Annotated in this window: 24 protein-coding genes; 18 read left to right on the plus strand and 6 right to left on the minus strand. The window is 62.5% G+C overall.

What is annotated here, in order from left to right:
• Positions 1-4: 4 nt before the first annotated feature.
• Both AC1DYJ_RS03800 and AC1DYJ_RS03805 read right to left on the minus strand, forming a co-directional pair.
• Positions 5-1,498 carry an NAD-dependent succinate-semialdehyde dehydrogenase gene (locus AC1DYJ_RS03800; protein ID WP_477280073.1) on the minus strand — a complete coding sequence of 498 codons (1,494 nt, stop codon included), beginning with the start codon at positions 1,496-1,498 and terminating at the stop codon, positions 5-7.
• Between the two features lie 129 nt (positions 1,499-1,627).
• Positions 1,628-2,119, minus strand: coding sequence for an Lrp/AsnC family transcriptional regulator (locus AC1DYJ_RS03805; RefSeq protein WP_477280074.1), 492 nt, complete (start codon positions 2,117-2,119; stop codon positions 1,628-1,630).
• An 82-nt stretch (positions 2,120-2,201) separates the two neighbouring features.
• Here AC1DYJ_RS03805 and ehuR point away from each other — a divergent pair, with 82 nt between their 5' ends.
• The 10 genes from ehuR to doeB all read left to right on the plus strand — a co-directional run bounded on the left by ehuR (position 2,202) and on the right by doeB (position 11,992).
• Positions 2,202-3,587 carry a MocR-like ectoine utilization transcription factor EhuR gene (ehuR, locus tag AC1DYJ_RS03810; protein WP_477280075.1) on the plus strand — a complete coding sequence of 462 codons (1,386 nt, stop codon included), beginning with the start codon at positions 2,202-2,204 and terminating at the stop codon, positions 3,585-3,587.
• A gap of 124 nt (positions 3,588-3,711) precedes the next feature.
• Positions 3,712-4,497 (plus strand): ectoine/hydroxyectoine ABC transporter ATP-binding protein EhuA, encoded by a 786-nt coding sequence (gene ehuA, locus AC1DYJ_RS03815; RefSeq protein WP_210285109.1) that lies wholly within the window; start codon positions 3,712-3,714, stop codon positions 4,495-4,497.
• A 66-nt stretch (positions 4,498-4,563) separates the two neighbouring features.
• Entirely contained in the window at positions 4,564-5,415 is an 852-nt protein-coding gene (gene ehuB, locus AC1DYJ_RS03820; RefSeq protein ID WP_477280076.1) for an ectoine/hydroxyectoine ABC transporter substrate-binding protein EhuB, read from the plus strand.
• 166 nt (positions 5,416-5,581) lie between these two features.
• Entirely contained in the window at positions 5,582-6,241 is a 660-nt protein-coding gene (gene ehuC, locus AC1DYJ_RS03825; RefSeq protein ID WP_477280077.1) for an ectoine/hydroxyectoine ABC transporter permease subunit EhuC, read from the plus strand.
• A complete protein-coding gene (gene ehuD, locus AC1DYJ_RS03830) occupies positions 6,241-6,900 on the plus strand; it encodes an ectoine/hydroxyectoine ABC transporter permease subunit EhuD (protein WP_477280078.1) in 660 nt (219 codons plus the stop codon). Before ehuC ends, ehuD begins: the two co-directional genes overlap by 1 nt.
• A gap of 8 nt (positions 6,901-6,908) precedes the next feature.
• The gene (eutA, locus tag AC1DYJ_RS03835) at positions 6,909-7,688 is read left to right on the plus strand and encodes an ectoine utilization protein EutA (protein ID WP_477280079.1); all 780 of its coding nucleotides are present in this window, start codon (positions 6,909-6,911) and stop codon (positions 7,686-7,688) included.
• A gap of 5 nt (positions 7,689-7,693) precedes the next feature.
• Positions 7,694-8,680: a hydroxyectoine utilization dehydratase EutB gene (gene eutB, locus AC1DYJ_RS03840; protein ID WP_477280080.1), complete on the plus strand. Its 987-nt coding sequence runs from the start codon at positions 7,694-7,696 to the stop codon at positions 8,678-8,680.
• Positions 8,677-9,669, plus strand: coding sequence for a cyclodeaminase (locus AC1DYJ_RS03845; RefSeq protein ID WP_477280081.1), 993 nt, complete (start codon positions 8,677-8,679; stop codon positions 9,667-9,669). The genes eutB and AC1DYJ_RS03845 overlap by 4 nt, the downstream gene beginning before the upstream one ends.
• A gap of 134 nt (positions 9,670-9,803) precedes the next feature.
• Positions 9,804-10,982: an ectoine hydrolase DoeA gene (doeA, locus tag AC1DYJ_RS03850; protein WP_477280082.1), complete on the plus strand. Its 1,179-nt coding sequence runs from the start codon at positions 9,804-9,806 to the stop codon at positions 10,980-10,982.
• A gap of 5 nt (positions 10,983-10,987) precedes the next feature.
• On the plus strand, positions 10,988-11,992 hold the full coding sequence (doeB, locus tag AC1DYJ_RS03855; protein WP_477280083.1) for a N(2)-acetyl-L-2,4-diaminobutanoate deacetylase DoeB: 1,005 nt from the start codon (positions 10,988-10,990) through the stop codon (positions 11,990-11,992).
• A gap of 217 nt (positions 11,993-12,209) precedes the next feature.
• Here the strand turns inward: doeB and AC1DYJ_RS03860 are convergent, their stop codons facing one another.
• Genes AC1DYJ_RS03860 through AC1DYJ_RS03870 form a run of 3 tightly spaced genes read right to left on the minus strand, consistent with a single transcriptional unit; the run spans position 12,210 to position 15,770 of the window.
• The gene (locus AC1DYJ_RS03860) at positions 12,210-13,025 is read right to left on the minus strand and encodes an alpha/beta hydrolase (protein WP_477280084.1); all 816 of its coding nucleotides are present in this window, start codon (positions 13,023-13,025) and stop codon (positions 12,210-12,212) included.
• A gap of 8 nt (positions 13,026-13,033) precedes the next feature.
• Complete coding sequence (locus AC1DYJ_RS03865) at positions 13,034-14,482, minus strand: NAD-dependent succinate-semialdehyde dehydrogenase (protein WP_477280207.1); 1,449 nt, start codon at positions 14,480-14,482, stop codon at positions 13,034-13,036.
• A gap of 58 nt (positions 14,483-14,540) precedes the next feature.
• Positions 14,541-15,770: an iron-containing alcohol dehydrogenase gene (locus tag AC1DYJ_RS03870; RefSeq protein WP_477280085.1), complete on the minus strand. Its 1,230-nt coding sequence runs from the start codon at positions 15,768-15,770 to the stop codon at positions 14,541-14,543.
• A gap of 173 nt (positions 15,771-15,943) precedes the next feature.
• Between AC1DYJ_RS03870 and AC1DYJ_RS03875 the strand changes: the two genes are divergently transcribed.
• Complete coding sequence (locus AC1DYJ_RS03875; RefSeq protein WP_477280086.1) at positions 15,944-16,642, plus strand: GntR family transcriptional regulator; 699 nt, start codon at positions 15,944-15,946, stop codon at positions 16,640-16,642.
• A 162-nt stretch (positions 16,643-16,804) separates the two neighbouring features.
• Positions 16,805-17,398 carry a DJ-1/PfpI family protein gene (locus AC1DYJ_RS03880; protein WP_477280087.1) on the plus strand — a complete coding sequence of 198 codons (594 nt, stop codon included), beginning with the start codon at positions 16,805-16,807 and terminating at the stop codon, positions 17,396-17,398.
• Positions 17,399-17,471: 73 nt separating this feature from the next.
• Here AC1DYJ_RS03880 and AC1DYJ_RS03885 read toward each other — a convergent pair whose 3' ends face one another.
• Positions 17,472-18,362 carry a GntR family transcriptional regulator gene (locus AC1DYJ_RS03885; protein ID WP_477280088.1) on the minus strand — a complete coding sequence of 297 codons (891 nt, stop codon included), beginning with the start codon at positions 18,360-18,362 and terminating at the stop codon, positions 17,472-17,474.
• A 269-nt stretch (positions 18,363-18,631) separates the two neighbouring features.
• On the opposite strand from AC1DYJ_RS03885, the gene AC1DYJ_RS03890 reads away from it, so the two are divergent.
• The 6 genes from AC1DYJ_RS03890 to AC1DYJ_RS03915 all read left to right on the plus strand — a co-directional run bounded on the left by AC1DYJ_RS03890 (position 18,632) and on the right by AC1DYJ_RS03915 (position 25,474).
• A complete protein-coding gene (locus tag AC1DYJ_RS03890) occupies positions 18,632-19,582 on the plus strand; it encodes an ABC transporter permease (RefSeq protein ID WP_477280208.1) in 951 nt (316 codons plus the stop codon).
• Entirely contained in the window at positions 19,579-20,364 is a 786-nt protein-coding gene (locus tag AC1DYJ_RS03895; protein WP_477280089.1) for an ATP-binding cassette domain-containing protein, read from the plus strand. The genes AC1DYJ_RS03890 and AC1DYJ_RS03895 overlap by 4 nt, the downstream gene beginning before the upstream one ends.
• Before the next feature lie 88 nt (positions 20,365-20,452).
• The gene (locus AC1DYJ_RS03900; RefSeq protein WP_477280090.1) at positions 20,453-21,373 is read left to right on the plus strand and encodes a sugar ABC transporter substrate-binding protein; all 921 of its coding nucleotides are present in this window, start codon (positions 20,453-20,455) and stop codon (positions 21,371-21,373) included.
• A gap of 70 nt (positions 21,374-21,443) precedes the next feature.
• The gene (locus AC1DYJ_RS03905) at positions 21,444-22,466 is read left to right on the plus strand and encodes a zinc-binding alcohol dehydrogenase family protein (RefSeq protein ID WP_477280091.1); all 1,023 of its coding nucleotides are present in this window, start codon (positions 21,444-21,446) and stop codon (positions 22,464-22,466) included.
• Between the two features lie 711 nt (positions 22,467-23,177).
• A complete protein-coding gene (locus AC1DYJ_RS03910; RefSeq protein ID WP_477280092.1) occupies positions 23,178-24,701 on the plus strand; it encodes an FGGY-family carbohydrate kinase in 1,524 nt (507 codons plus the stop codon).
• Positions 24,698-25,474 carry a DeoR/GlpR family DNA-binding transcription regulator gene (locus AC1DYJ_RS03915; protein ID WP_477280093.1) on the plus strand — a complete coding sequence of 259 codons (777 nt, stop codon included), beginning with the start codon at positions 24,698-24,700 and terminating at the stop codon, positions 25,472-25,474. Before AC1DYJ_RS03910 ends, AC1DYJ_RS03915 begins: the two co-directional genes overlap by 4 nt.
• Positions 25,475-25,516 lie beyond the last annotated feature (42 nt).

Here is a 25,516-nt window from a genome sequence, read left to right on the forward strand (position 1 = left end):
GACCCTATGCGACGTCCAGGCAGAGATACTTGAGATCGGTGAAGGCTTCGAGCCCGTGGCGCGAGCCTTCGCGGCCAATGCCGGATTGCTTGACGCCGCCAAACGGGATCGGTGCCCCGGTGATCTTGACGCGGTTGATGGCGACCATGCCGTAGTCGAGGGCGCGGCCCATGCGTTGCTGGCGCGGGCCGTTCTCGGTCACGACATAGGCGACGAGGCCATATTCGGTGGCATTGGCGCGGGCGATCACCTCATCCTCGCTGTCGAAGGGCGTCACAGCGGCGACCGGGCCAAAGGTCTCTTCGCGCATGATCAGCGCCTCGTCGGAAACATCGACCAGCAGCGTCGGCTGGTAGAACAGCGGCCCGGCCGGATGTCGTTTGCCGCCGGTCAGGCAGCGCGCGCCACGGGCGATGGCATCGGCGACCTGCTCCTCGACCTTGGTGACGGCGCGCTCATGCATCAGCGGCCCGATGTCAGACTTGTCGGCAAGCCCATTACCGGTTCGCAACATCTCGACGCGCCTGGCAAAGGCGGCGCAGAAGCGATCGTAGATCGGGCGATGGACATAGATGCGGTTGGCGGCGAGGCAATCCTGGCCCGACGTGGCGAACTTGGCGTCGATGGCGATGTTCACCGCTTTGTCGAGATCCGCATCCGCAAACACGATCAGCGGCGCATGGCCGCCAAGCTCCATCACCAGCCGCTTCATCGTCGCAGCACTTTGCGCGGCGATCAGCCTGCCGACCTCCGTCGAGCCGGTAAAACTCATGGCGCGGACGCGCGCATCCTCGCACATGCGGCCGACAATCGTCGCGGCTTTGCCGGTGATGACGTTGAGGACGCCGGCTGGCAGGCCGGCACGCTCGCCAAGCTCGGCCAATGCTAGCGCCGACAGCGGCGTATCCGAGGACGGATGCGCGACGATGGTGCAGCCGGCGGCAAGGGCAGCCGCCGCCTTGCGGGTCAGCATGGCCGATGGAAAATTCCACGGCGTGACGACGCCGACGACGCCGATCGGCTCGCGCCGCACCATCATTTCCGCATTCGGCAGATGGCTTGTGACGCTCTCCGCATTGAGGCGTTTGGCTTCCTCGGCGTACCACTCGACGAAGGAAGCGGCGTAGTCGATCTCGCCAAGCGATTCCTGCAGCGGCTTGCCTTGCTCCAGTGTCATCAGCAGGGCCAGATCATCCTTGGCCGCAACGATCAGCTCGAACCATTTTCGTAAGATTTTGGACCGCTCCTGCGGCAGCAGTGATCGCCAGGCCGGGAAGGCGCGCGCGGCGGCATCGATCGCCTTGGTCGTCTGCCGGGCATCGAGCGCGGCGACGAAGGCGACGGTGGTGCCGGTGGCCGGATCGGTCACTTCGAAGCTTTTGGCGGCATCGCTTGCCGTCCAGTGGCCATCGATATAGGCGAGTTCGCGAAGCAGCCGGCGGTCGGCAAGGCGCTCGAGCGCCTCATGGCGATGGGAGCGGGCGAAATGCGCGGACATGGTCGAGGGCCTCCCGTTTCGGACAGTACGGGAAGACTATCGGTCACCAGCAGACAGAGAGACTGTTGGCGTGCCCGGTTGCAGAGAGAGTCTCTCTCTTGTGCCGCCTAGGCAGACGATCTCTCCGGGCTAGGACGATGCCGGCAGCAGGTCGGCGATGGGAAGGACGAGCTCCTCCTTCACCGTCTTGGTGACGATATAGGTGAAGTAGCGATCGATGCCGATTTCGCGCGCGAGCAAGCCGTCGACGAGCTGCTGATAGGCGTCGATGTTGCGCGCCATCACCTTCACGACATAGTCGACGCCGCCACCGACAGACCAGCAGGCGACGATCTCGGGAATGTCGCGGATGGCGCGTTCGAAGCGGTCGAAATCGGCCTGTCGGTGGCTGGCCAGCGTCACCTCCATCAACACGGTGGCGACCGGCGCCACGACGCGCATGGCGATTCTGGCGTGATAGCCCGAGACGATGCCGGCTTTCTCCAGCTTGCGCAGACGCATCCAGCACGGCGTCGGCGACAGGCCGACCTTGTCGGCCAGCGCCAGCTTGGTGATGCGTCCGTCACGCTGGATGGCGTCGAGGATTTTGAGGTCGATCGGGTCGAGTTTGATTGATGACATCCATGGCTCAATTTTCGTCGGCGCCAGCATGACGGCGCATTATTTCGATTGTCAATTGCACTGATTTCGATCCTAATAAGTCATGACATTGTGGCAACCCGATCCCGCGCTCCTTCGCCGGCCGGCCTATCAATCGCTGGCCGACCAGTTCGCGCGCGCCATCCATGACGGGCGGCTGGCCAATGGCACGCGGCTGCCGACGCATCGCCGATTGGCTGACGACCTGAAACTATCGGTGCAGACGGTCAGCCGCGCCTATGAGGAACTGATCCGGCGCGGCCTGATTTCGGGCGAGATCGGCCGCGGCAGTTTTGTGCAGACGCAGCGCCGCGAGCCCGAGCCGCCCTATCTGCCGGAGCGCCTCGGCGAGGTCATTGATCTCTCAATCCTGAAGCCGGTCTGCGAGCCGATGCATCTGGAGCGGCTGAAGCAGGCGCTGGGCTGGCTGGCGGAAAACCTGCCGTCAAGTTCGGCGCTGTCGTTCCGGCCCAACATGGTGTTCCCGCGCCACCGCGCGGTGGCGGTGGATTGGCTGAAGCTGTGCGGGCTGGATGTCTCCGCACAGAATGTCAGTCTCACCAACGGCGCCACCGCCGGGATGACGGTGGCGCTGATGAGCGTTGCGCCGCCGGGCTCGACCGTCGCCACCGAAGCCATCGGCCATCACACGCTGGTGCCGCTGGCACGCTATCTCGGTTTCAACCTGGAAGGCCTGCCGATCGACGGCAACGGGCTGATACCGGATGCTTTGGACGAGGCCTGCCGGCTCTCGGATATCCGCGCGGTCTTCGTCCAGCCTTCGGTGATCAACCCGACGGCGACGCTGATGGATGCGCGGCGGCGTGAAGAGATCGCGGCGGTGGCGCGCAAGCACGACATCGCCATTATCGAGAACGATGTGCTCGGTCCTCTGGTTGAGGATCGGCCGCCGCCGGTTGCGGCCTTCGCGCCGGAGCGCACGCTCTACGTGACGTCCTTCACCAAGATCACCGTGCCCGGCCTGCGCATCGGGTATCTCGCCGCGCCCGACCGCTATGTCGCGGCCGTTGCCAACCGGCATCTGGTGTCCAACTGGATGGCGACGCCGCTGGTCGCAGAGATCGCCACCAAATGGGTGGCCGACGGCACGGCGATGGAGCTCGTGCGCTGGCAGCGCACGGCGTTGCGGCGGCGCCAGGATATCGCGGCCGAAGTGCTGGCCGGGGTCGACTACCGCGCCCGGCGCGACGGGCTGCATGTCTGGCTGCAATTGCCGGCCAACCGCGCCGAGGACAGCTTCGTCGCCCAGGCCCGCTTGCAGGGTGTCGCGATCGCGCCCGGCACCTCCTTTCGCATCTCCGATGCACCCTGGCATCCGGCGGTGCGCATCTCTTTGGGCTCGACCACCGAAGGGGAACTGCGTGCCGGCCTCGGCGTTGTGACCAAGCTGCTGCTTGGCGATCCGGAGCATCTGCTGCTCGCAATCTGAGCGGAAATTGCCCTGAAATCATGCGGCGTCGGAAATATTGTCATGAGATTATTTTCTCAATTGACATGATTTGGCGCCTTCCCCATCGTTAAGGGCACAGGCTTCTCCAACAGGGGAAATTCATTTGTCCACACCCATCATCAAGGTCGATGCGATTTCGAAGAGTTTCGGCTCGTTCAAGGTGCTCGACGGCCTGTCGATGCAGGTCATGCCCGGCGAGAAGCTGGCGCTGATCGGCCCGTCCGGCTCGGGCAAGACGACGATCCTGCGCATCCTGATGACGCTGGAAAAGATCGATGGCGGCCATATCCAGATCGATGGCGAGCAGCTCTACCACATGGAGCGCAATGGCCAGCTGCTGCCCGCCGACGAGCGGCATTTGACCAAGATGCGCCAGAAGATCGGCATGGTCTTCCAGCTGTTCAATCTGTTTCCGCACAAATGCGTCATGGACAATGTCACCCTGGCGCCGATGCTGACCAAGGGAACGCCGCGCGCCGCAGCCGAAAAGCGGGCGATGGAACTGCTCGACATGGTCGGCATGGCCGACAAGGCGAAGTCGATGCCGGCGCAATTGTCCGGCGGCCAGAAGCAGCGGGTGGCGATTGCGCGGGCGTTGGCCCTGTCGCCGAAGATCATGCTCTTCGACGAGGTGACCTCGGCGCTCGATCCGGAGCTGGTCGAAGAGGTGCTCAACGTCATGCGCAAGCTTGCCGCCGAGACCGACATGACCATGCTGCTCGTCACCCATGAGATGGGCTTTGCCCACGATTTCGCTGACCGTGTGCTGTTTTTCGACCGCGGCAGGATCGTCGAGGAAGGCAAGCCCGACGAGATTTTCCGCCATCCCAAGCAGGAGCGCACGCAAGGCTTCCTGAAGAAGATCATCGCGGCCGGACATCGTGTCTGACCGCTTTGCGGGGCGGAAGATCGCCCCAGACAAAAACCAAGACAAGAAAACAAGGAGTTGGGAACAATGAAGAAACTTGGCACTCTGGCCGGCGTCGCCGGTCTCGCATTGACAGCGGTTCTGGCCGCGTCAAGCATCGGTTCGGCCGATGACGGCAAGCTTGAGCAATTGAAGGCGCAGGGGTTTGCCCGCGTCGCTATCGCCAACGAGCCGCCCTACACGGCGGTCGCCGCCGATGGCAAGGTCTCGGGCGCGGCGCCCGACGTGGCCCGCGAGGTCTTCAAGCGTCTCGGCGTTGGCGACATCGTCGCCTCGATTTCGGAGTATGGCGCGATGATCCCCGGCCTGCAGGCCGGCCGCTTCGACGTCGTCACCGCCGGCCTGTTCATGAAACCCGAGCGCTGCGCGGCGGTTGTCTATTCCGAACCGGTGCTGTGCGATGCCGAGGCGATGCTGGTGAAGAAGGGCAACCCGAAGGGCTTCAAGAGCTACGAGGACGTTGCCAAGGACACGTCAGCCACGATCGGCGCGCCGGGCGGCGGCACCGAAGAGAAGCTGGCGCTCAACGCCGGCGTGCCGCGCGAGCGCGTCATCGTCGTACCGGACGGCCAGAGCGGCCTGAAGATGCTGCAGGACGGCCGTATCGACGCCTATTCGCTTCCCGTTTTGTCGATCAACGACCTCGTCAAGAAGGCCAACGATCCGAACCTCGAAGTCATTGCGCCGGTGCAGGGCGCGCCTGTCTATTGCGACGGTGCCGCCTTCAAGAAGGGCGATGAAGCGTTGCGTGACGCCTTCGACGTGGAACTCGCGAAGTTGAAGAAATCCGGTAAGTTCGCCAAGATCATCGAACCCTACGGCTTCTCGGCGGCAGCAGCGATGTCGACGACCCGCGACAAGCTCTGCGCTGCGAAGTAACGCGCTGCTGTTTCCTTCTCCCCGTTCACGGGGAGAAGGTGTCACGAAGTGACGGATGAGGGGCAGCGCTTGCCGTGGAGAGGCTGGCTCCGCCCCTCATCTGCCTGCCGGCATCTTCTCCCCGTAGAACGGGAGAAGGGAGCTAACCGCCAACGTTGGAACCCGAATGACCCAATGGTCCGGCTATCTCGGCCTGATATTGCAGGGAGCGCTTGTCACCATCGAGCTGACGCTGATGGGGTCGGTGCTCGCGCTGGTCATGGCCTTCCTTGCCGGCATGGGGCGCCTGTCCCGCTTCTTTGCGCTGCGCTGGCTGGCAACCGTCTACATCGAATTCTTCCGCGGCACGTCGATCTTCGTGCAGCTGTTTTTTGCCTATTTCGTGCTGCCGTTGATCGGCCTCGAACTGACCCCGCTGCAGGCCGGCGTGCTGGCGCTGGGCCTCAATGTCGGCGCCTATGCGGCCGAAGTTGTGCGCGGCGCCATCCAGTCGGTCGGCCGTGAGCAATACGAAGCCTGCATCGCGCTCAATTTCGGCCGCTGGCAAGGCATGCGCCACGTCATCCTGCCGCAGGCGCTGCTGATCATGCTGCCGACCTTCGGCAACAACGCCATCGAATTGCTCAAGGCGACTTCCGTGGTGTCGCTGATCTCGCTCGCCGACCTCACCTTTCAGGCGCAGGTCGTGCGCTCGCAGACCGGCAACACGCTGGTGCCGTTCGCCACCATCCTGATCATCTATTTCGCCCTGGCGCTAATCATCTCATGGGGTGTGCGTTCTCTGGAACGCCGCATGGCGCGTGGCCTCGATGGGGTGCGCGTCTGATGGATTGGGATTGGAACTTCGTTTGGGAAATCATGCCGACGCTGATCCAGGGGGTGAAGATCACCATCCTGGCGACGCTGCTTGGCTCCGTGCTGGCCGCCCTCGTCGGGCTGGGCATCGCACTGGCGCGCCGCTCGCCCAGCAAGGCGCTGTCGCGCAGCGTCGGCTGGGCCGCCGAGTTCATCCGCGGCACGCCGCTTCTGGTGCAGCTCTATTTCATCTTCTACGTGCTGCCTGACATCGGCATCCTTTTGCCGCCGCTCGTCGCTGGTGTCATCGGGCTTGGCCTGCACTACGGCACCTACACGGCCGAGGTCTACCGCGCCGGCATCGACAACGTGCCGCGCGGCCAGTGGGAAGCGGCCAAGGCCTGTAATCTCAGCGCCACGCAGACCTGGACCCACATCATCATCCCGCAGGCCATCCCGCCGATGATTCCGGCGCTCGCCAATTATTTCATCGCCATGTTCAAGGAGACGCCGCTGCTGTCGGCGATCACCGTGCTGGAACTGATGAACCAGGCCAAGAGCGTCGCCAACACCTATTATCGCTACATCGAGCCGATCACGCTGGTCGGCGCCTTCTTCCTCGTCATCAGCCTCTTTTCGGTCGTGCTGCTCCGCTGGCTGGAACATCGCTACGGCAAGATCGAAAGGTAATCCTCAAGATGAAACCGCTGCCCGAAATCAGGCTGATGTCGACAAGGCCGGCGCTCGACGCGCGCCCGCTGGAAAAGCGCGTCGGCCTGATCATCCTTGCCACCGACCACACCAGCGAGCCGGATTTCCGCCGCATGGTGGCGAGCGAGCGGATCGGCGTCTATGTCGCGCGCATTCCATACAAGAATCCGACCACGCCGGAAAACCTTCGCAAGATGCAGCCGGAGCTGGCGGCGGGCGCGGCGCTCATCCTGCCCGACGAGAGCCTCGACGCCATCTGCTATTCCTGCACCTCGGCCTCGGTGGTGATCGGCGATGCGGAGATCGAGGCGGCAATCCAGTCTGCCAAGCCTCGCGTTCCCGTCGTCACGCCGCCGATGGCCGGCGTGCGCGGGCTGAAGGCGTTGGGCGCGAAGAAGATCAGCATCCTCACCCCTTACACAGTCGAAACCTCGAGGCCGATGGCCGCCTATTTTGTGGCGCGTGGCTTCGACATATTGAGCTTCACCTGCCTTGGCTTCGAAGACGACCGCGAGATGGCGCGCATCGCGCCGGCAGCGATTGTCGATCTCGCACGCGAGGCCACGCACGCTGAGGCCGATGCGCTGTTCGTCTCCTGCACGGCCTTGCGGGGCGCGCTGGCAGTCGCCGGCATGGAAGAGGCCATTGGCCGCCCGGTGGTGACCAGCAATCAGGCCAGCGCCTGGAATTGTTTGCGGCTGTGTGGCGATGAAACACCGCATCCGGAGTTCGGCCGTCTGATGACGCTGCCGCTGCCGCGCGATTGACGATCATGACAACAGTTAGCCTTAGCGATATTCGTGCCGCGCGTGAGCGCATTGCCGGCAAGATCGAGCGCACGCCAACAGTATTATCCCACAGCCTGTCCGAACGGCTGGGTGGCCCCGTCCATCTCAAGCTCGAACATCGCCAGACCACCGGCAGCTTCAAGCTGCGCGGCGCCTCGAATGCTGTCGCTGCGCTGAGCGCTGAGGAGAGGGCGCACGGCGTGGTCGCGTCGTCGACTGGCAATCATGGTCGTGCGCTTGCCCATGCCGCGAAGCTCGAAGGGATGCGCGCGGTGATCTGCATGTCGCGGCTGGTGCCGGGCAACAAGCTGGATGAAATCCGTCGGCTCGGTGCGGATGTCCGCATCGTCGGCAGCAGTCAGGATGAGGCGCAGCAGGAAGTCGAGCGGCTGGTGGCGCAAGAAGGGCTGGTGATGCTGCCGCCCTTCGACCATCCCGACATTATCGCCGGGCAAGGCACACTCGGACTGGAGATGATCGAGCAGGTTCCGGATGCCACTCTCGCTCTGGTCCAGCTCTCTGGCGGTGGGCTGGCCTCGGGCATCGCCGCAGCCATCAAAGGCGTCAGCCCTCGGACAAAAGTCATCGGCGTTTCGATGGCGCGCGGCGCCGCGATGAAGGCAAGCCTCGATGCCGGTCGCCCGGTCGAGGTCGAGGAGCTGCCGACGCTGGCGGATTCGCTCGGCGGCGGCATCGGCCCCGACAACCGGCTGACCTTCGCCATGTGCCGCGACCTGCTCGACGATGTCATCCTACTCAGCGAGGACGAGATCGCCGCCGGCATCCGCCATGCCTACGCGCAGGAGCGTGAGATCGTCGAAGGCGCCGGTGCGGTCGGCATCGCCGCGCTGCTCGCCGGCAAGGTCAAGGTGAACGGGCCGGTGGTGGTTCTTCTGTCCGGTCGAAACATCGATATGAACACGCATCGCAAGGTCATCTGCGGTGACGCCATTGCGGAGCGCGCGGCATGAGCCGAATGATGATCCTCACCGAGGAAGAACTGCGCACCATCGTGACGCTCGATCTCGACGCCGTCGCCTGTGTCGAAAACGCCTTCCGCGCGCTTGCCACTTTGCCGGTTGCGATGCCGCCGATCCTGCGGCTCGACATTCACGAGCATCGCGGCGAGGTCGATGTGAAGTCGGCCTATGTGCCTGGGATAGACGGTTTCGCCGTCAAGATAAGCTCGGGCTTCTTCGACAATCCAAAGCTCGGCCTGCCGAGCGGCGGCGGCATGATGGTCCTGCTCTCGGCAAGAACCGGCGTGGTCGAGGCGCTGCTGCTCGACAATGGCTACCTCACCGACATCCGCACCGCTGCTGCAGGCGCTGTCGCGGCGAAGCACCTTTCGCGGCCAGACTCGTCTGTCGCCGCCATCTTCGGAGCAGGCCTGCAGGCTGGCCTCCAGCTTGAGGCGTTAAAGCTGGTGCGGCCGATCGAAGAGGCGCGCATCTGGGCGCGCGATGCGGTCAAGGCGGAGGTTACTGCGTCGGCACTGCGTGAAAAATTCGGCATCGTCGTACGCGTCGAACCTGACGCGGCAAAGGCCGCTGCCGGCGCCGACATCATCGTCACCACCACGCCTTCGACCGAACCGCTGGTCGAGGCCGGATTCGTCTCTGCCGGTCAACACATCACCGCCATGGGCTCAGACGCCGAGCACAAGAACGAGATCGCGCCGGCGATACTGCGCATGGCCGATCTCTATGTCGCCGACAGCGCGAAGCAAACGCGGCGTCTCGGCGAACTCCATCACGCCATTGCGGCGGGCGTGATTGGAGCTGACGCGGAGGTCACCGAACTCGGCCAGATCATCGCCGGTGAAAAGCACGGCCGGCGCTCGGTCAGCGACATCACCATCGCCGACCTCACCGGCACCGGCGTTCAGGACACGGCGATTGCCACGCTCGCCCGCGACCGCGCGCGGGCGGCGAAGGCGGGAACCATTTTCGAAAGCTGATGCTGGCCGCAAAGCATGGTCCGGAAAAGTGGGAGCCGGTTTTCCGATCAGATCATGCTCAAGCAAAAATTCCTGGAGCCGGATTCAACGAAGTTGAAGCGGGCTCCCGGCCCAACAAACGAGGACCAAGAACAATGCAGCCTAACCTGAAATTCTCGCGCGGCGAATTTGCGGACCGCCTCGCCAAGACGCGGCGAGCTATGGAGGCGAAGGGCGTCGATCTCCTGATCGTGAGCGACCCTTCCAACATGGCCTGGCTGACGGGCTATGACGGCTGGTCGTTCTACGTGCATCAGGCGGTCATCGTGCCGCCGTCGGGGGAGCCGATCTGGTATGGCCGCGGCCAGGATGCCAATGGCGCCAAGCGCACCGCCTATCTCGCCCATGACAACATCGTCGGCTACGCCGATCACTATGTGCAGTCGACCGAACGCCACCCGATGGACTTCTTGTCCAGCGTGCTCAGTGATCGCGGCTGGGGTAACTTTAGCATCGGCGTCGAGATGGACAATTACTGGTTTTCGGCTGCCGCCTTCGCCGCGCTGCAGGAACACCTGCCCAACGCCCGCTTTGTCGACGCAACTGCGCTGGTCAACTGGCAGCGGGCGGTGAAGAGCCCGACCGAGATCGACTATATGCGCAAAGCGGCCCGCATCGTCGAAGCCATGCATCAGCGCATCGTCGACAAGATCGAGGTCGGCATGCGCAAATGCGATCTTGTCGCCGAGATCTACGATGCCGGAACGCGCGGCGTCGATGGGATCGGCGGCGACTATCCGGCGATCGTGCCGCTGCTCCCGTCGGGCGCCGACGCTTCGGCACCGCATTTGACCTGGGACGACCAGCCGATGAAGTCGGGCGAAGGCACCTTCTTCGAGATTGCCGGCTGCTACAACCGCTATCACTTGCCGCTCTCGCGCACCGTCTTTCTGGGCAAGCCGACGCAAGCTTTCCTCGATGCCGAGAAGGCGACGCTGGAAGGCATGGAGGCAGGGCTTGCGGCGGCCAAGCCCGGCAACGCCTGCGAGGACATCGCCAACGCCTTCTTCGCCGTGTTGAAAAAATACGGCATCGTCAAGGACAACCGCACCGGCTACTCGATCGGTCTCTCCTATCCGCCGGACTGGGGCGAACGCACGATGAGCCTGCGCCCCGGCGACCGCACCGAACTTAGGCCCGGCATGACGTTCCATTTCATGACCGGCTTGTGGCTGGAGACGATGGGGCTGGAGATCACTGAATCCATCCTGATCACCGAAACCGGTGTAGAGTGCCTGGCCAATGTGCCGCGCAAACTGGTGGTGAAGAATTGAGCCCGATGTCCAGCGTTCGCCCGTCGCCAATCGCGCCGACCGTCGATTTCGACAAGGATGGCGTCCAGCACGGCTTCCTGCGCTTGCCCTACAGCCGTGACGACTCGGCCTGGGGTTCGGTCATGATACCGATCTGCGTCATCCGCAACGGCAACGGGCCGACGGCGCTGCTCACCGGCGGCAACCACGGCGATGAGTATGAAGGCCCCCTGGCGCTCTACGATCTCGCCCGCACGCTCGATCCAAAGCAAGTCAGCGGCACGGTAATCATCGTGCCGGCGATGAACTATCCGGCCTTCCGCGCCGGCACCCGGACGTCGCCGATCGACAAAGGCAACATGAACCGCAGCTTTCCCGGCCGTCCAGATGGAACAGTGACCGAGAAGATCGCCGATTATTTCCAGCGCGAATTGCTGCCTCGCGCCGACCTCGTGTTCGACTTCCATTCGGGCGGCAAGACGCTGGACTTCGTGCCCTTCTGCGCCGCCCACACTTTGCCCGACAAGGCTCTGGAGCAGAAAGCCTTCGACGCGGTCGCGGCCTTCTCGGCCCCGTTCTCGATGCGCATGATCGAGATAGATTCCGTTGGCATGTACGACACGGCGGCGGAGGAAATGGGCAAGGTCTTCGTCAGCACCGAGCTTGGCGGCGGCGGCACCTCACGTGCGCAAACCGTGCGGATCGCGCGGCGCGGCATCAGCAATGTGCTGCGCCATGCCGGCATTGTTGAGGGTCCAGTCGAGACGGGCACGACCCAATGGCTGGACATGCCGTCTGGCGATTGCTTCTCCTTCGCCGAGGATGACGGGATGATCGAAACCATGGTCGATCTCGGCGAAAAGGTGGAAAATGGCCAAGTTATTGCACGCATCCATCTTGCCGGCCGGACCGGACAAGTCCCTCTGGAGATCAGAGCAAAAATGTCGGGGATCCTCGCGGCCCGTCACTTCCCTGGACTCGTCAAAGCGGGCGATTGCATCGCGGTGGTGGCGGTGGTGGCCCAATCTTGATTTTTTGCGGCTTTGACCACGTAAGCCGCACGTGTGAAACGGGGTCGACAATGTCGAAGCTTGCGCCGATCTGGGGGGCTGTTTCTGACAATTCGAGCTAGAAGCTGCCTGAAAGCTGCTGGTATGCTTCCGGCCCAAATCCTGCCGTTGGCCTCTTTGCCGGCGAGAACATCGGCAAGATGCTTGTTCGACCTGGCGGACGCCTGAGGAGGTGGTTTCACACGGCCACGAGGCGGGCCAACAGTGACGCGGCATCGGTACCCACCACGCCAAGGTCGCGGACGCTGCTCATGTGATTGACCGCCGCAAGGGTTCTGCGTGAAACAGCCAGTCCTTGGTTTTCCAAGTAGTTGGTGAAGGTCGTGGCCTGGCTGTGGAAGGGCGGCGTTTCCTCGGCGCCGACCGAGATCTCTACGGTCACGGATGGATCGAAGTTGTGGTTGATCGGCGAGAACCGGCAGACGTCTTCGTCGGTGATCGCGATCTCGGCGGCAAGGAATGACGTCTGCAACGGCTTCAGGTCGTAAAGGCCGCCGAGCAGCAGAGCAGCTTTGATGCCGGACGGCCGGTTGTCACGGTTGAAAAGCATCGTTGCCAGATGCGCGCCGGCGGAATGACCGCTGACGGTCAGGAGATCGGGATTGCCGCCGTGGTCTGCGATATGGTCAAGCACCCATTGCTTGGCGCGGCGCACCTGGTCGACGATCCTGGCCATCCTGACGGCCGGCATCAGCGCGTAGTCTACGATGACCGCGATCGCTCCTGCATTGGTGACAGTCTCGGCGACATAGGAATAGTCGCGTTTGGAGAACATGCGCCAATAGCCGCCGTGGATGAACATATGCGCCGGAAGGCGGTCGCGTTTGCCTTGCGGGAAGAACAGGTCGATGGTTTCGGTGCTATCCGGTCCATAGGCGATATCGGCGGCCATGGGTGCCTTCGCTCTGGTCTCGGCGCTGCGGCGAACGATCTCGGCCACGATGTCATCGAATTCGGCGACGTGATCACGAATGCGGAACGGATCCTTCGGCATCTGTCTGCTCAGATCGTCACGGCGATATACTTGGCCTCCATGAACTCGGCCATGCCATGCTTCTGGCCGCCTTCTCGCCCCAACCCGCTCTGCTTGACGCCGCCGAAGGGCGCCGCCGGATCCGACATCAGGCCGCGATTGAGCGCGATCATGCCGGATTCGATCTTCGATGCCACGCGCATGCCCTTCGCCACGTCGCGCGTGTAGATATAGGCGGCGAGGCCGTACTCGGTGTCGTTCGCCTTTGCGATTACCTCTGCCTCATCGCCGAAGCGGCTGACCGGTGCCACCGGGCCGAATATCTCCTCATGAGCCATGGCGGCATCGGCCGGAACGTCCCAGAGCACAGTTGGCGGATAGAAAAAGCCTCTGCCTTCAGATACGCCGCCGCCACACAGGATTTTGGCGCCGCGGCCAACGGCGTCCCGCACGAGCCGATCGATGTTGTGCACAGCCTTCCTGGTGATCATCGGCCCGCATTCGGTTTCTGAATCGGTGCCCGGGCCGACGTTGAGTGCCGCCATGCGTTTGCTCAAGCCTTCCGCAAAAGCATCATGGATGCCGGCCTGCACGTAAAACCTGTTGGCGGCCGTGCAGGCTTCGCCGGCGTTGCGCATCTTGGCAACCATCGCACCGTCCAGCGCTGCTTCGAGGTCGGCGTCGTCGAAGACGATGAACGGTGCGTTGCCGCCAAGCTCCATGGAACAGGAAATGACGTGTTTTGCGGCTTCGGCCAAGAGCGCGCGGCCGACGCCGGTCGAGCCGGTGAAGGACAGCTTTCGCACGCGTGGATCGGCCAGCATGGCTGCCGTCACCGGCCCCGGGGTCGAAGTCGTCAGCACGTTGACGACGCCCGGCGGCACGCCGGCTTCCTCGTAGAGAGCAGCAAGCGCATAGGCCGTCAGCGGTGTCTCGCTGGCGGGCTTCAGGATCACAGTGCAGCCGGCCGCCAGCGCCGGTGCGATCTTGCGGGTCGCCATGGCGGCTGGAAAATTCCACGGCGTGATGAGCACGCAAATGCCGATGGGCTGGTAGTCGACAATGATCCGGTTCGCGCCCGATGGCGCCAGGCCGAACTCGCCGCTGATGCGGACCGCTTCCTCGGCGTTCCAGCGAAAGAACTCCGCCGCGTACGCAACTTCACCGCGCGCGTCGCGCAACGCCTTGCCATTCTCCAGCGAGATCAGCGCAGCCAGGATCTCCGCCCGCTCGGTCATCAGTTCGAAGCAGCGCCGCAGGATTTCCGAACGCTTGCGTGGCGAGGTTTCCTGCCAGCCGGCCGCCGCCTTCGCGGCCGCGTCGACGGCGGCGGCGGCGTCGGCGAGCGTGGCATCGGCAACCGCCGCGATCACGGCTTCGGTCGACGGATCGACCACTTCGATGATGCGGCCCTCCGACGCCGGTCGCCAGCTTCCGCCAATGTAGAGACCGTGCGAGACGGTGGCGTAGTCGAACATATCTTGATCCTCGTCGGATATGCCTGCGGCAATATTCATGGGATGAGCTCCTGGTCGATCACATCACGGTGGCGGACATGTCGCCGTCATAAGCAGCCCTGATCAGCCCTCGCATTGCTGCGAGGTCGAAGGGACGGGGATTGTTCTTGATCAACCGGCCGATGCCGAGCGCCTGCTCGGCTGTCCAGTCGATCTTGTCCTCGGGAAGACCGAGTTCGGCCAGGGTCGGTGGGATGCCGATGGCGCCAAAAAGCCGGCTTACCTCCCTGATGGTGGCGTGCGCCGATGCATCGGCGTCGCCGCCGCCGTGATGGGAAATGCCGAGAGCGGCGCCGACTTCGGAAATCTCTGCGGCCGCGGCGGCACGGTTGTAGCTCATCACATAGGGCAGCATGGTGGCGACCCCCAGGCCATGCGCAGTATGGGTAAGCGCACCGACGGGATACTGCACCGCATGGGCGGCTGCCGTTCCCGCCGTGCCGAAGGCGCAACCGGCGGCCAGCGCTCCCATCATGACATCGGCGCGTGCTGTCTCGTCCGATCCGTCGCGATATGCCTTTTCGAGACTACGGCCCAGTAGCCTGATGGCCAGAAGCGCGAAATGATCGGTCAGAGCGCTCTTGCCGACGAAGACATGCTGCTGCGGCAAATTCGGATCGCTGCCGCGTTTGCTGGCGGTGAAGGCCTCGATTGCGTGCGTCAGCGCGTCGGCGCCGGCGATCGCCGTAAGCGAGGGTGGACAGGTCGCCGTCAGATCCGGATCGCAAAGCGCTACAACGGCGATGAGATGAGGACTGGCGATCCCCACTTTCAGCGTCCGATCCGGGTCGGAGATCACGGCGACAGGCGTCACCTCGGAGCCTGTCCCGGCCGTGGTCGGCACGGCGATCACGGGAAGGGTAGGGCCCGGTACGTTGAACTCGCCATAGTAGTCCTCGAGCCTGCCGCCATGGCTGAGCAGCAGCGCTGCGCACTTGGCCATGTCGAGGCAACTGCCACCCCCGATTCCGATCACCATGTCCGGCTTGAAATCCTTCGCCTCCGCAATGCAGGCGGCGACACTGTCGCGGGGCACATCCGGCAGCGTTCGGTCGTAGACCAGCGTGTCTATTGCCGCCTTGTGCAAGCCGGCAAGAATTTCGGCGAACTGCGATGTCGACGCGAAACGCTCGTCGGTACAGATGAACGCGCGCCGCCCATATTTGGCGGCAACGACAGGCAGCACGTGGCGCTGGCCTTTGCCGAACAGGATCTCGCGCGGCAGGCGCGCCGCTGCAAACAAGGTCATGCACAGGATCCTTCGAAGGCGGATTGGGAGCCAGGACAATTGGCTTCGTTCCGGAGACCGGCCGCGACGCTCCGGGTCATTCTCATGCCGTATCCTCTATTAAATCGTATAGGATATAGGATTGAGTTGGGCGGAGCATCGTGTTAGTAGGTGCTTCTGTCAAGGGGCAAACGATGCAGAACACCGACCTGACGGTTGACAATGAAGCCCGTGCGACCGGCCGCATCCAGCGCGCCAACAGTCTGGCTGGCGACGTCTACGAGGCAATCTTCGCCCAACTCATGTCTTTGAGAATTGCTCCGGGATCGCGCATCACCGTCGACAATCTCGTCAAGGAATTCAACGTCTCGCATACCCCCATTCGCGAAGCGCTTGGCCGGTTGGAGGGGGAGGGCCTGGTGGAGAAGACTCACCTGATCGGCTATCGCGCCGCCCCGCAAATCACCCGCCGGCGCTTTGACGAACTTTATGAACTGCGCCTTCTGCTCGAGCCTGCAGCGGCGGCCAAAGCCACCGCCACTATGGACGCCGAGCGTCTTGCCGTGCTGCAGGAGGCGGCTGGCGTCATGACCCGACGGGTGGGCAAAGACGAACGCCTGCGCTATTCGAACTTCGCCCGGCAGGATGCGATCTTCCACGACAAGATCGTCGAGTTCGCCCGGAACGAGCTCATTCGCGAGACGCTGAACCACCAGCATACCCACTTCCACATCTTCCGCCTGATGTACCACGCGCGGGTGACCGAAGAGGCGCTCGACGAGCACGAGGCCATTCTCGCTGCCTTCTCCGCCGGCGATCCGGACGCCGCCGAAAAAGCCATGCGCCTGCACATCGAAAATTCGCGGGACAGGCTCCTGCCTGCGTTCGAGTAGCCCTGGCGATGTTGCTTGTCTGAGGCACCCTCAAGCTCGGCGCGCCGCTGCTCGCCCAGGCTGCCGCCTACGAATTCTATTCCCCGTTCTGAGCCGATTTCGATCCCGGGAAGCGAGGCGCGCAGTACACCTCGCCCCTGAAACAAGCCGAGAGGAAACGACATGCCAGCCAAAAAAATCCTGATGCTGACCGGTGATTTCACCGAGGAGTATGAAATCTTCGTCTATCAGCAGGCGATGGAAGCGGTGGGGCACACCGTTCATGTTGTGTGCCCCGACAAAAGCGCCGGAGACATGATCAAGACCTCGCTGCACGATTTCGAAGGCGACCAGACTTATACCGAAAAGCCCGGTCACAATGCGCTGATCAACAAGACCTTTTCCGACGCCGAGAAGCAGCTGAGCCAATACGACGCCGTCTATTGCGCAGGCGGACGTGGCCCGGAATACATCCGAACCGACAAGCGCATTCAGGCGATGGTGCGCCACTTCCACGAAACCAAAAAGCCGATTTTCACCATCTGCCACGGTGTCCAGATTCTGATTGCTGTCGACGGCGTCGTCCGTGGCAAGAAGGTCGCGGCGCTCGCGGCTTGCGAGCCGGAGGTGACGCTTGCCGGCGGCACCTACATCGATCTGTCGCCCACCGATGCCTATGTGGATGGAACGATGGTTTCAGCCAAAGGCTGGACGGCGCTTGCGGCGTTCATCCGCGAATGCCTGAAGGTGCTGGGAACGGAAATCCGCCACGCTTGAGAGCCTCTTTGTCCCGACGCATCCTGAGGGGATACGTCGGCGCCCACAATGGCGTCCTGATTTCCTCCCTTCATCAACTCCAGATCAGCGAACGCATCAGCGTTGCCCTTGCCGAAGCGAGATGCGCCTGGCAGGCTCGTTTGATGCGGTCGGAATCGCGGCTTTCGAGTGCATCGATATAGGCGACATGTTCGAGGATTGCCGCCTGGTTACGCTGCTTTTCATCCTGCTTGTTCCACTGGTAGTGGTAGTGGAAAATGAAGCTGATGATGTCGTAGAAATCGTCGATGAAGCGGTTCGGTGCAGCCTCGTTTATGAGCCGGTGAAAGCGGTTGTCGAGGCCGGAAAAGTCGTGAAAGCGGATTTCAATCTGCTTCAGCAGTTCGGCATGCGCAATCCTGAGCGCGGCGAGCTTGTCCCACAGGGGAGATGTGTCCGGCTGCCGTGAAAACAGATGCGCCGAGCGGAGCTCGAACATCACCCGGATCTCGAACAGCTCAAGGGCGAAATCCTCCGTGAAGCCCTTGAAAAGCCAGCCGGTATTCGGCCTCTTCTCGATCAGCCCAAAGCGGCTGAAGCGGATCAGGAATTCGCGAATTCCGTTGGTCGCAACGCCGAATTGCCGCGCCAGTTCAAGCTCGTTGATGCTTGTTCCGGGTCTGGTGTCGCCCCGCAGCATCCACTCCATGAATTGCTGCTCGACATGCTTGGCCCGCGGCGTGGTTTCGGCGTCGGGATAGCAGTCATTTTCATCGACCTCTCGTCCCACCGTCCTGATACCGTTGTGTACAGCGACGAGCTTGCGGCGAACAAGTTCTTGCAGAACCTTTCGGACGGTGGTGCGGCTGACGCCGATGAGCCGCCTCAGCTCATTTTCGGAGGGAAGTTCCCCGACCAGTTGTCCATCGCGCAGCATAGTTGCAGTTCGATTGAAGGCCTTCTTGTAGACGGTGTCGGTTCGCATCGCACCTTCCTCCAAACAATACCTTGTCCTTTTTAGCATGAACTTTATCCATAAAAAACAACTTGACCCAATCAAGCCAGTTGTTTTTTATCGATAAGAAGAGGACCTAAGCACGATTTGAGTTTTTGACGACGCGGCTCGCACGAGCTTCGGCGGGGAGGGGAATTTTGCCCGAAACGGGAAACACCGGCACCACTGCCGGCGAGGCCGCGTTGCCAGCATCCAGGAAGCAGGATGCTGTTCCCGGCCTTGCGCTTGGCCTTGCCCTGCTGAGCGCTGGTCCGGTCGTCATCCTGGTGTTGCTGATCGTCGTTCTCAGTTTTCTGTCGCCCTATTTCCTGACGGGGCGAAACCTCAGCAACATCCTCGCCCAGACCGCCGTCATCTCGGTTGTGGCGATGGGGCAGCATCTGGTCATCCTGACACGCGGTATCGATCTCTCCGTCGGCTCGAACGTTGCGCTGGCTTCCGTCGTCGGCGCGCTCAGCTTTCATGCCGGCGCTCCCGCCTTCGTGGTGATCGCAGTGATGGTTGGATGTGGTGCGGCGGTCGGCGCCATCAACGGTCTCTTCTACGTCTTCGGCCGCCTGCCACATCCTTTCATCATCACGCTGGCGACATTGAGCATCGCCAAGGGGTTGGCGCTGCAACTGGCCGACGGCCGAGCCATCCCAGGCATGCCGGATTCGATCGACGCGCTTGGCCGCGAGGCGGTCTGGGGTTTGCCGGGATCGGTTTTCGTGGTTGCCGGCGTTGCAGTGGTCCTTTTCGTCATGGCCAAAACGATGGTCTGGGGGCGCTGGATCTACGCCGTCGGCGGCCGGCCCGACGCTGCCCTGCGCATGGGCATTCCGGTCTCCTGGGTCCTGGTTTCGGTCTATGTGATTTCAGGGCTGTGCGCCGGCATCGGCGCTGTCATCCTTGCCGGCCGTACCGACGCCGGTTCGCCCTTGTTCGGCAATCTGCTGGAACTGGATACGATCGCGGCGGTGATCATTGGCGGTGCCAGTTTTCTCGGCGGTCGCGGCCATCTCGGCCATGCCTTGATCGGCGCCATCATGATCGGTGTCATCCGCAACGCGCTCAACCTGCTCAACGTCAACGTCTTTTTCCAGCTCATCGTCATCGGCGTGGTCATTGTCATAGCGGTCGAGTCCGACGTGCTGCGCAACTATCTCGAAGGGCGCGTGCGCGTCATGCAGGCCGGGAGGCAGTCATGAGCGCGGTTGCCTCCAGCGTCGATCATGCAGCCACCGCTGACCATCCCGTGCTGGCGGTGCGTGGCGCCACCAAGCGTTTCGGCTCGGTCGTCGCGCTTGACGACGTCAGCATCGAGGTCCGGCGCGGTGAGATCCTCGGGCTTCTCGGCGACAACGGTGCCGGCAAGTCGACACTGACAAAATGCATCAGCGGCGTGCACCAACTCGATGCCGGCGCAATCCTTCTGGGCGGTGCGCCAACGCAGATACGCTCCCCTGCAGATGCGCGCTTTGCCGGCATCGAGACCGTTTATCAGGACCTGGCGCTCTTCGACAATCTGACGCCGGGGCAGAACTTCTTTGCCGGTCGAGAGTTGGCTGGTCCGCAATGGCTTCCGCGCGGACTGCGCTTTCTCCAGCAGCGCAGGATGGACGCCGAGACCCGCGTATTATTGACAGACCTCAAAGTCACGCTGCCGCGGCTGGATGCCGTTGTCGCCATGATGTCGGGCGGTCAAAGGCAAGCCATAGCCGTGGCCCGGTCGACAGTGTTTGCCCGCAAGGTTGTGATCCTGGACGAGCCGACCGCCGCACTTGGCCTGCGTGAATCCAGGCAAGTGCTCAACCTGGTCGCAGCGCTTCGCGACCAGGGCAACGCGGTCATCCTGATCACCCACAATATGGAGCATGTCGTCGAGCTTGCCGATCGCGCGGTGGTGCTTCGCCAGGGCCGCAAGGTTGGTGAACTTGTGCCGACCAAGGACAACAAGCAGGAGCTCGTTTCCATGATCGTTGGAGCCTGATCCGTTCGAAATTTGGGGGCCGTTCCGGTCCGCAAATGCCTGAAGCGACTTCCGTGGGAAGACGCCTCAATTCCAAGGGAGGAATGGAATGCCAATAAACTCAAAACTGTTCGCGGGGCTGGCGATCGCCGTTGCGTTTGCGATGCCGGCTTCGGCCGCCGACAAGATCAAGGTCGGCCTGATTACCAAATTCCCGGTGCCGTTCTACTCGACCATGGAGGATGCCGCCAAGAAATACGCGGCCGCTCATCCCGAAATCGAACTGGTCACCGGCCAGGGCCAGGCGGCTACCGACATCGAGGGCCAGATCGCGCTGATCGAGTCCATGATCACGCAAGGCGTCAAAGGACTGGCGATCACTCCGGTCGATCCGACGGTTGCGCCGGCGCTGGACAAGGCGGTCGCCGCCGGCATCAAGGTGGTCCTCGTCGACAACAGCATCCCTGACTGGAAAGGTCAGACAGCGCTGGTGTCGACCAACAATCTCAACGGCGGCAAGATCGCCGGAGAGTATCTGAAAACCGTGCTCAAGAGCGGCGACAAGATCGGCATCCTGCAAGGCGTTCCCGGAGTGCCGGCGCTGGACGACCGGGTCACCGGCATGATGGAGGGCCTTGGCGACGTCAAGGTCGAGGTCGTCGGCAAGGGTGCAACCAATTGCACACTGGAACTCGGCACGTCGGTGACCGAAGACATCCTGACCGCCAATCCCGATCTCAAGGCGATCTACGCGGCCTGCGGCCCGCCCATCCCGGGCGCCGTCAAGTCGATCAGCAATGCGGGCATTGCCAACGACAAGATCATCCTGGTCGGCTTCGACGCCTGCTGCGGTGAGATCGAAGCGATCAAGTCCGGCGCGGAAGATGCCAGCGTTGCGCAATTTCCGGCAAAGATGGGCGAGCTTGGCATCGACACGGTCGTCAAGGCGATCCGCGGGGAGGCCGTCGAGGCCAATGTGGATACCGGTGCCGGTCTGGTGACGCTGCAGAACGTCAAAGACTTCGAATAGGCTCCACACCTTGGCCCGGCGGGCATCCCAGCCGCCGGGTCCCTTTTTGCAACTTTTCAGGATGGCCCGGATGAAAGCGCTCGTGTGCCGAAAGCCCGGCGAATTGAGCTTCGAAGATCGCCCGGCGCCCGGCTCGCCGGGCCTTGGATGGGCGCTGGTCAGCATCAGCCATGTCGGCATCTGTGGAACCGACTACCACATCTTCGCGGGCAAGCATCCGTACCTCGCCTATCCACGCGTCATGGGCCATGAGGTCTCGGGAACCATTGCGGCAATCAACGCGCCGGGGGACATCGCGGTCGGAGAGCAAGTTCTCGTCAATCCCTATCTTGCCTGCGGGAAATGCGCGGCCTGCCGCCAAGGCAAGCCGAACTGCTGCGTCGCGATCGAAGTGCTTGGCGTACACCGTGACGGTGCCATGAGCGAGCAGCTTCTCGTGCCGGCACAGAACTTGATTCCAGCGACCGGCCTTTCATTGATCGAGGCGGCTACGGTCGAGTTTCTGGCCATCGGGGCTCACGCGGTGCGCAGATCCATGGCAGGATCGGGCACTCGCACTTTGGTTATCGGCGCCGGGCCGATCGGCCTCGGCACCGCGCTCTTCGCCCGCATAGCGCAACAAAGTGTGACCATCATGGACGTCGATGCCGGACGGTTGGCCTTTGCCGCGCAATTGGGTTTCCTGGTGATCGACGGATCGAAGGGATCGATCGTCGAGACGATAGCGGAGCGAACCGCCAAGGCAGGTTTCGATGTCGTCTTCGATGCAACGGGAAACAGCCGTTCGATGCAGTCTGCCTTTGCCTATGTCGCCCATGGCGGCGTCATGGTGATGGTCAGTGTCGTGCAGGACGACATAACCTTCTCCGACCCAGAGTTTCACAAGCGCGAAATGATGCTGATCGGTAGTCGCAACGCGACGCACAGCGATTTCCAGCACGTCATTGCCTCAATCCGCGCTGGTAAAATACCAATTGACCAACTCGTCACCCACCGTACGACCCTGCGCAACAGCCCCCGCGACATCGCGATCTGGGCTCAGCAGAAGTCCGGTTTGATCAAGGCCGTCATCGACGTGGCAGGGTCTGGCTGAGTTCAGCAAGCATGATCATCAGACCTCGCATCAGGCCGCTCAATCGCGGCTTGGCTCCTTTGCCGATCTCGTCGTTGCTCAGCGCAGCCCCTGCCGGTCGACCAGGCTTGCCATGACGATTGATTTTGCCAAGAAAAAATGATCCGGTTGGAGCGATGACGTTACTTTTTCAGGACGTTTGGACGCGCCTCGGAACGCGTCAACGGCCTGACCAATCTGAAACGCACCCGGCGATGGATGTAAATCGCCATCGGCGTGGCATAGGGCAACGGCGTAGAATGGCGTGCAAATCGGCGGACTTCGCTCTGAGGTCCACGCCCACCGAGTCGGCTAAGCGCAGCTGAATGGAATGAGATCAACGTCGCGTAATATGCTACCCCGTAACCTGATGGCGACATACCTGTGTCGCGCGATGGTTCTGCCAAAAGCGTGCGATTCTGAAAAATGAACGACTAAAAGTGAGATATTTCTATCAAAAAAAGTCGAAAAATCGGCCAATTTTGCAACGATCTCACCTCTTAGAGCCCATATTTCTGTCTATTTGTCTCACATCTTGACGTTAAGTTAACATCTCGGTATGGTTCGTTTCATCCGTAAGGTGCCTGCCGCTTTTGTATCGCCGTTGCTCCATTGATTGTCGCTATGTCGGTCGCCTCTGCCTGCAGGATCGCTTTGCAGTGCGCATCGTCAATTGCTGAATGAGGCGGTATCATGCCCAGCCTGCTCGGAATCGACAACGGTCTCACTGTCACCAAGGCTGTGATCTTCGATGCCGACGGTTCGCAGCTGTCGGTGGCGCGGCAACGAGTGCCGCAATCAATGCCGCATGCGCGCTGGGTGGAGCGCGATATGGCCGGCCTCTGGAAATCGACCGCCGAGGCCATCCGCGAGGCAATCGCGTTGTGTGGCCGCCCAGCTGACGACATCAAGGCTGTGGCGGCGACCGCGCATGGCGATGGGCTGTATCTGCTCGACAAGGACCGCCGCCCGCTGGGACCTGGGATCCTGTCGCTCGACAGTCGTGCGGGCGAGGTCGTCGAAAAATGGTCTCAAGGTTCGGTTTTCGACGAAGCGCTGGCGCTGACCGGCCAGGCGCCGCATGTTTCGGCGCCCTCAGCGTTACTTGCATGGATCAGACAGAACGATCCGGACCGCTATGGGCGCATTGGCCATGTGCTGGCCTGCAAGGACTGGCTGCGCTTTTGCCTGACCGGCACGATCGGCACCGACCGGACGGAGGCCAGCACCTCATTCACGGATTTCCGCGCGCAAGCCTTTGCCCCGGAAGCGATGCGCATCTTCGGCTTGGACGATCTTTTCGAGGCGCTGCCGCCAGTGGCGCATTCGGCCGACATCGTAGGACAGGTCACCGCCGAGGCCGCCGAAATGACTGGCCTGTCCAAGGGCACGCCCGTCGCCTGCGGCCTGCATGACGTGACCGCCTCCGCGCTTGGCATCGGCGGCCATGAGGAGGGCACGCTCGCCATCGTCGCCGGCACCTATTCCATCAACGAGGTCGTTTCGTCAAAACCGCGCGTTGACCGGCGCTGGTTCTGCCGCAACGCCCTCGACTCCGGCCGCTGGAACAACATGGCGATCTCGCCGGCCTCGACCGCCAACTACGACTGGTTTCTCGACACGTTTTGCCGCACGGAGCAGGACATGACGGATGGCGGCTCCATCCACGAATTGCTGGCGGCAGAAATCGGCGCTGCGCTGAAAAAACCTTCGACCATCCTGTTTCATCCCTATCTGTTCGGCTCTCCCTATGGAGATGTCGCCAGCGGCAGCTTTGTCGGCCTGCATGGCTGGCACAATCGCGGCGATATGCTGAAGGCGGTTCTGGAAGGCATCGTCTTCAATCATCGCACCCATGTCGAAGCCTTGCGTGACGGCTTTGCTATCAGCGAGATCCGCCTGACCGGCGGCAGTTCCCGCAACCCAGACTTCGTGCAAATGTTTGCAGACGTATTGAACGCCCCGGTCACCGTCACCTCCACGGATGAGGCCGCCGCCCTTGGTGCCGCCCTTTGCGCAGGCGCTGCGGTTGGCTTGTTCAAGACGCCACAAGAGGGTGCAAGGCAGGTCGGCATGACGGCGCGGACATATCAGCCAGCGCCCGCCTCCAGTGCTATGCTCAATGAGCGGTTTTCGCTCTACTGCCGCATCGCGGAGCAGATGAAGTCGCATTGGCCGGAGATCGAAAGGCTGGCGCGACCAGGAGGAAACGCATGATCAAGGCCGACGAACGACGCGAAGAGATCGCCGACTATGTGATCAAGCTCGGCCAGGTGCGCATCGACGATCTGGTCGAGCATTTCGGTGTATCGCGCATGACTATCCACCGGCACATCGACCGGTTGGCGCAGCAGGGCGTGCTGCGCAAGCTGCATGGCGCGGTGACGGTTCAGCCGTCGGGCCTCTACGAAAGCGCCTTCCGCTACCGGGTGACGATCAACAGGGCCGAGAAGGATGCGCTGGCGCGGGCAGCACTGGACTATGTCGAAGCTGGCCAGGTGGTAATGCTCGACGATTCATCGACCGCAAACGCGGTCGCGACGCTGCTGCTCGACGTCAAGCCGCTGACGGTCGTCACCAACAGCGTGTCGATGGCGGCGCTGATGATCAATGTCGACGACATCGACTTCATCTGTCTCGGCGGCCAGTATCACGGCACCTACAACGCCTATATCGGCATCGTCTGCGAGAATGCCGTGGCGCAGCTGCGCGCCAATGTGCTGATCTGTTCGGCCTCGGCGATCACCGGGACCACCGCCTTCATCCAGGATCCGAATGTCGTGCGGGTGAAGCAGGCGATGATGGCCGCATCGGTGAAACGCATCCTGCTGGTCGACCATTCAAAATTCGACCGGATCGCATTGCATGTCTTTGACGATCTGACCAGTTTCGACGCCGTGCTGGTGACCGAGGGCCTGGGCGACGCGCAGGCGCAGAGCCTCGAACGGGCCGGGGTGAAGCTGCGCATTGTCAAGACGAAGGCGCCATGAGCGCAACCGGCGGAGCAGGGGCGGACAGTCCCGCCGGGCGTG

This window comes from Mesorhizobium sp. P2_B11, from assembly GCF_056404855.1.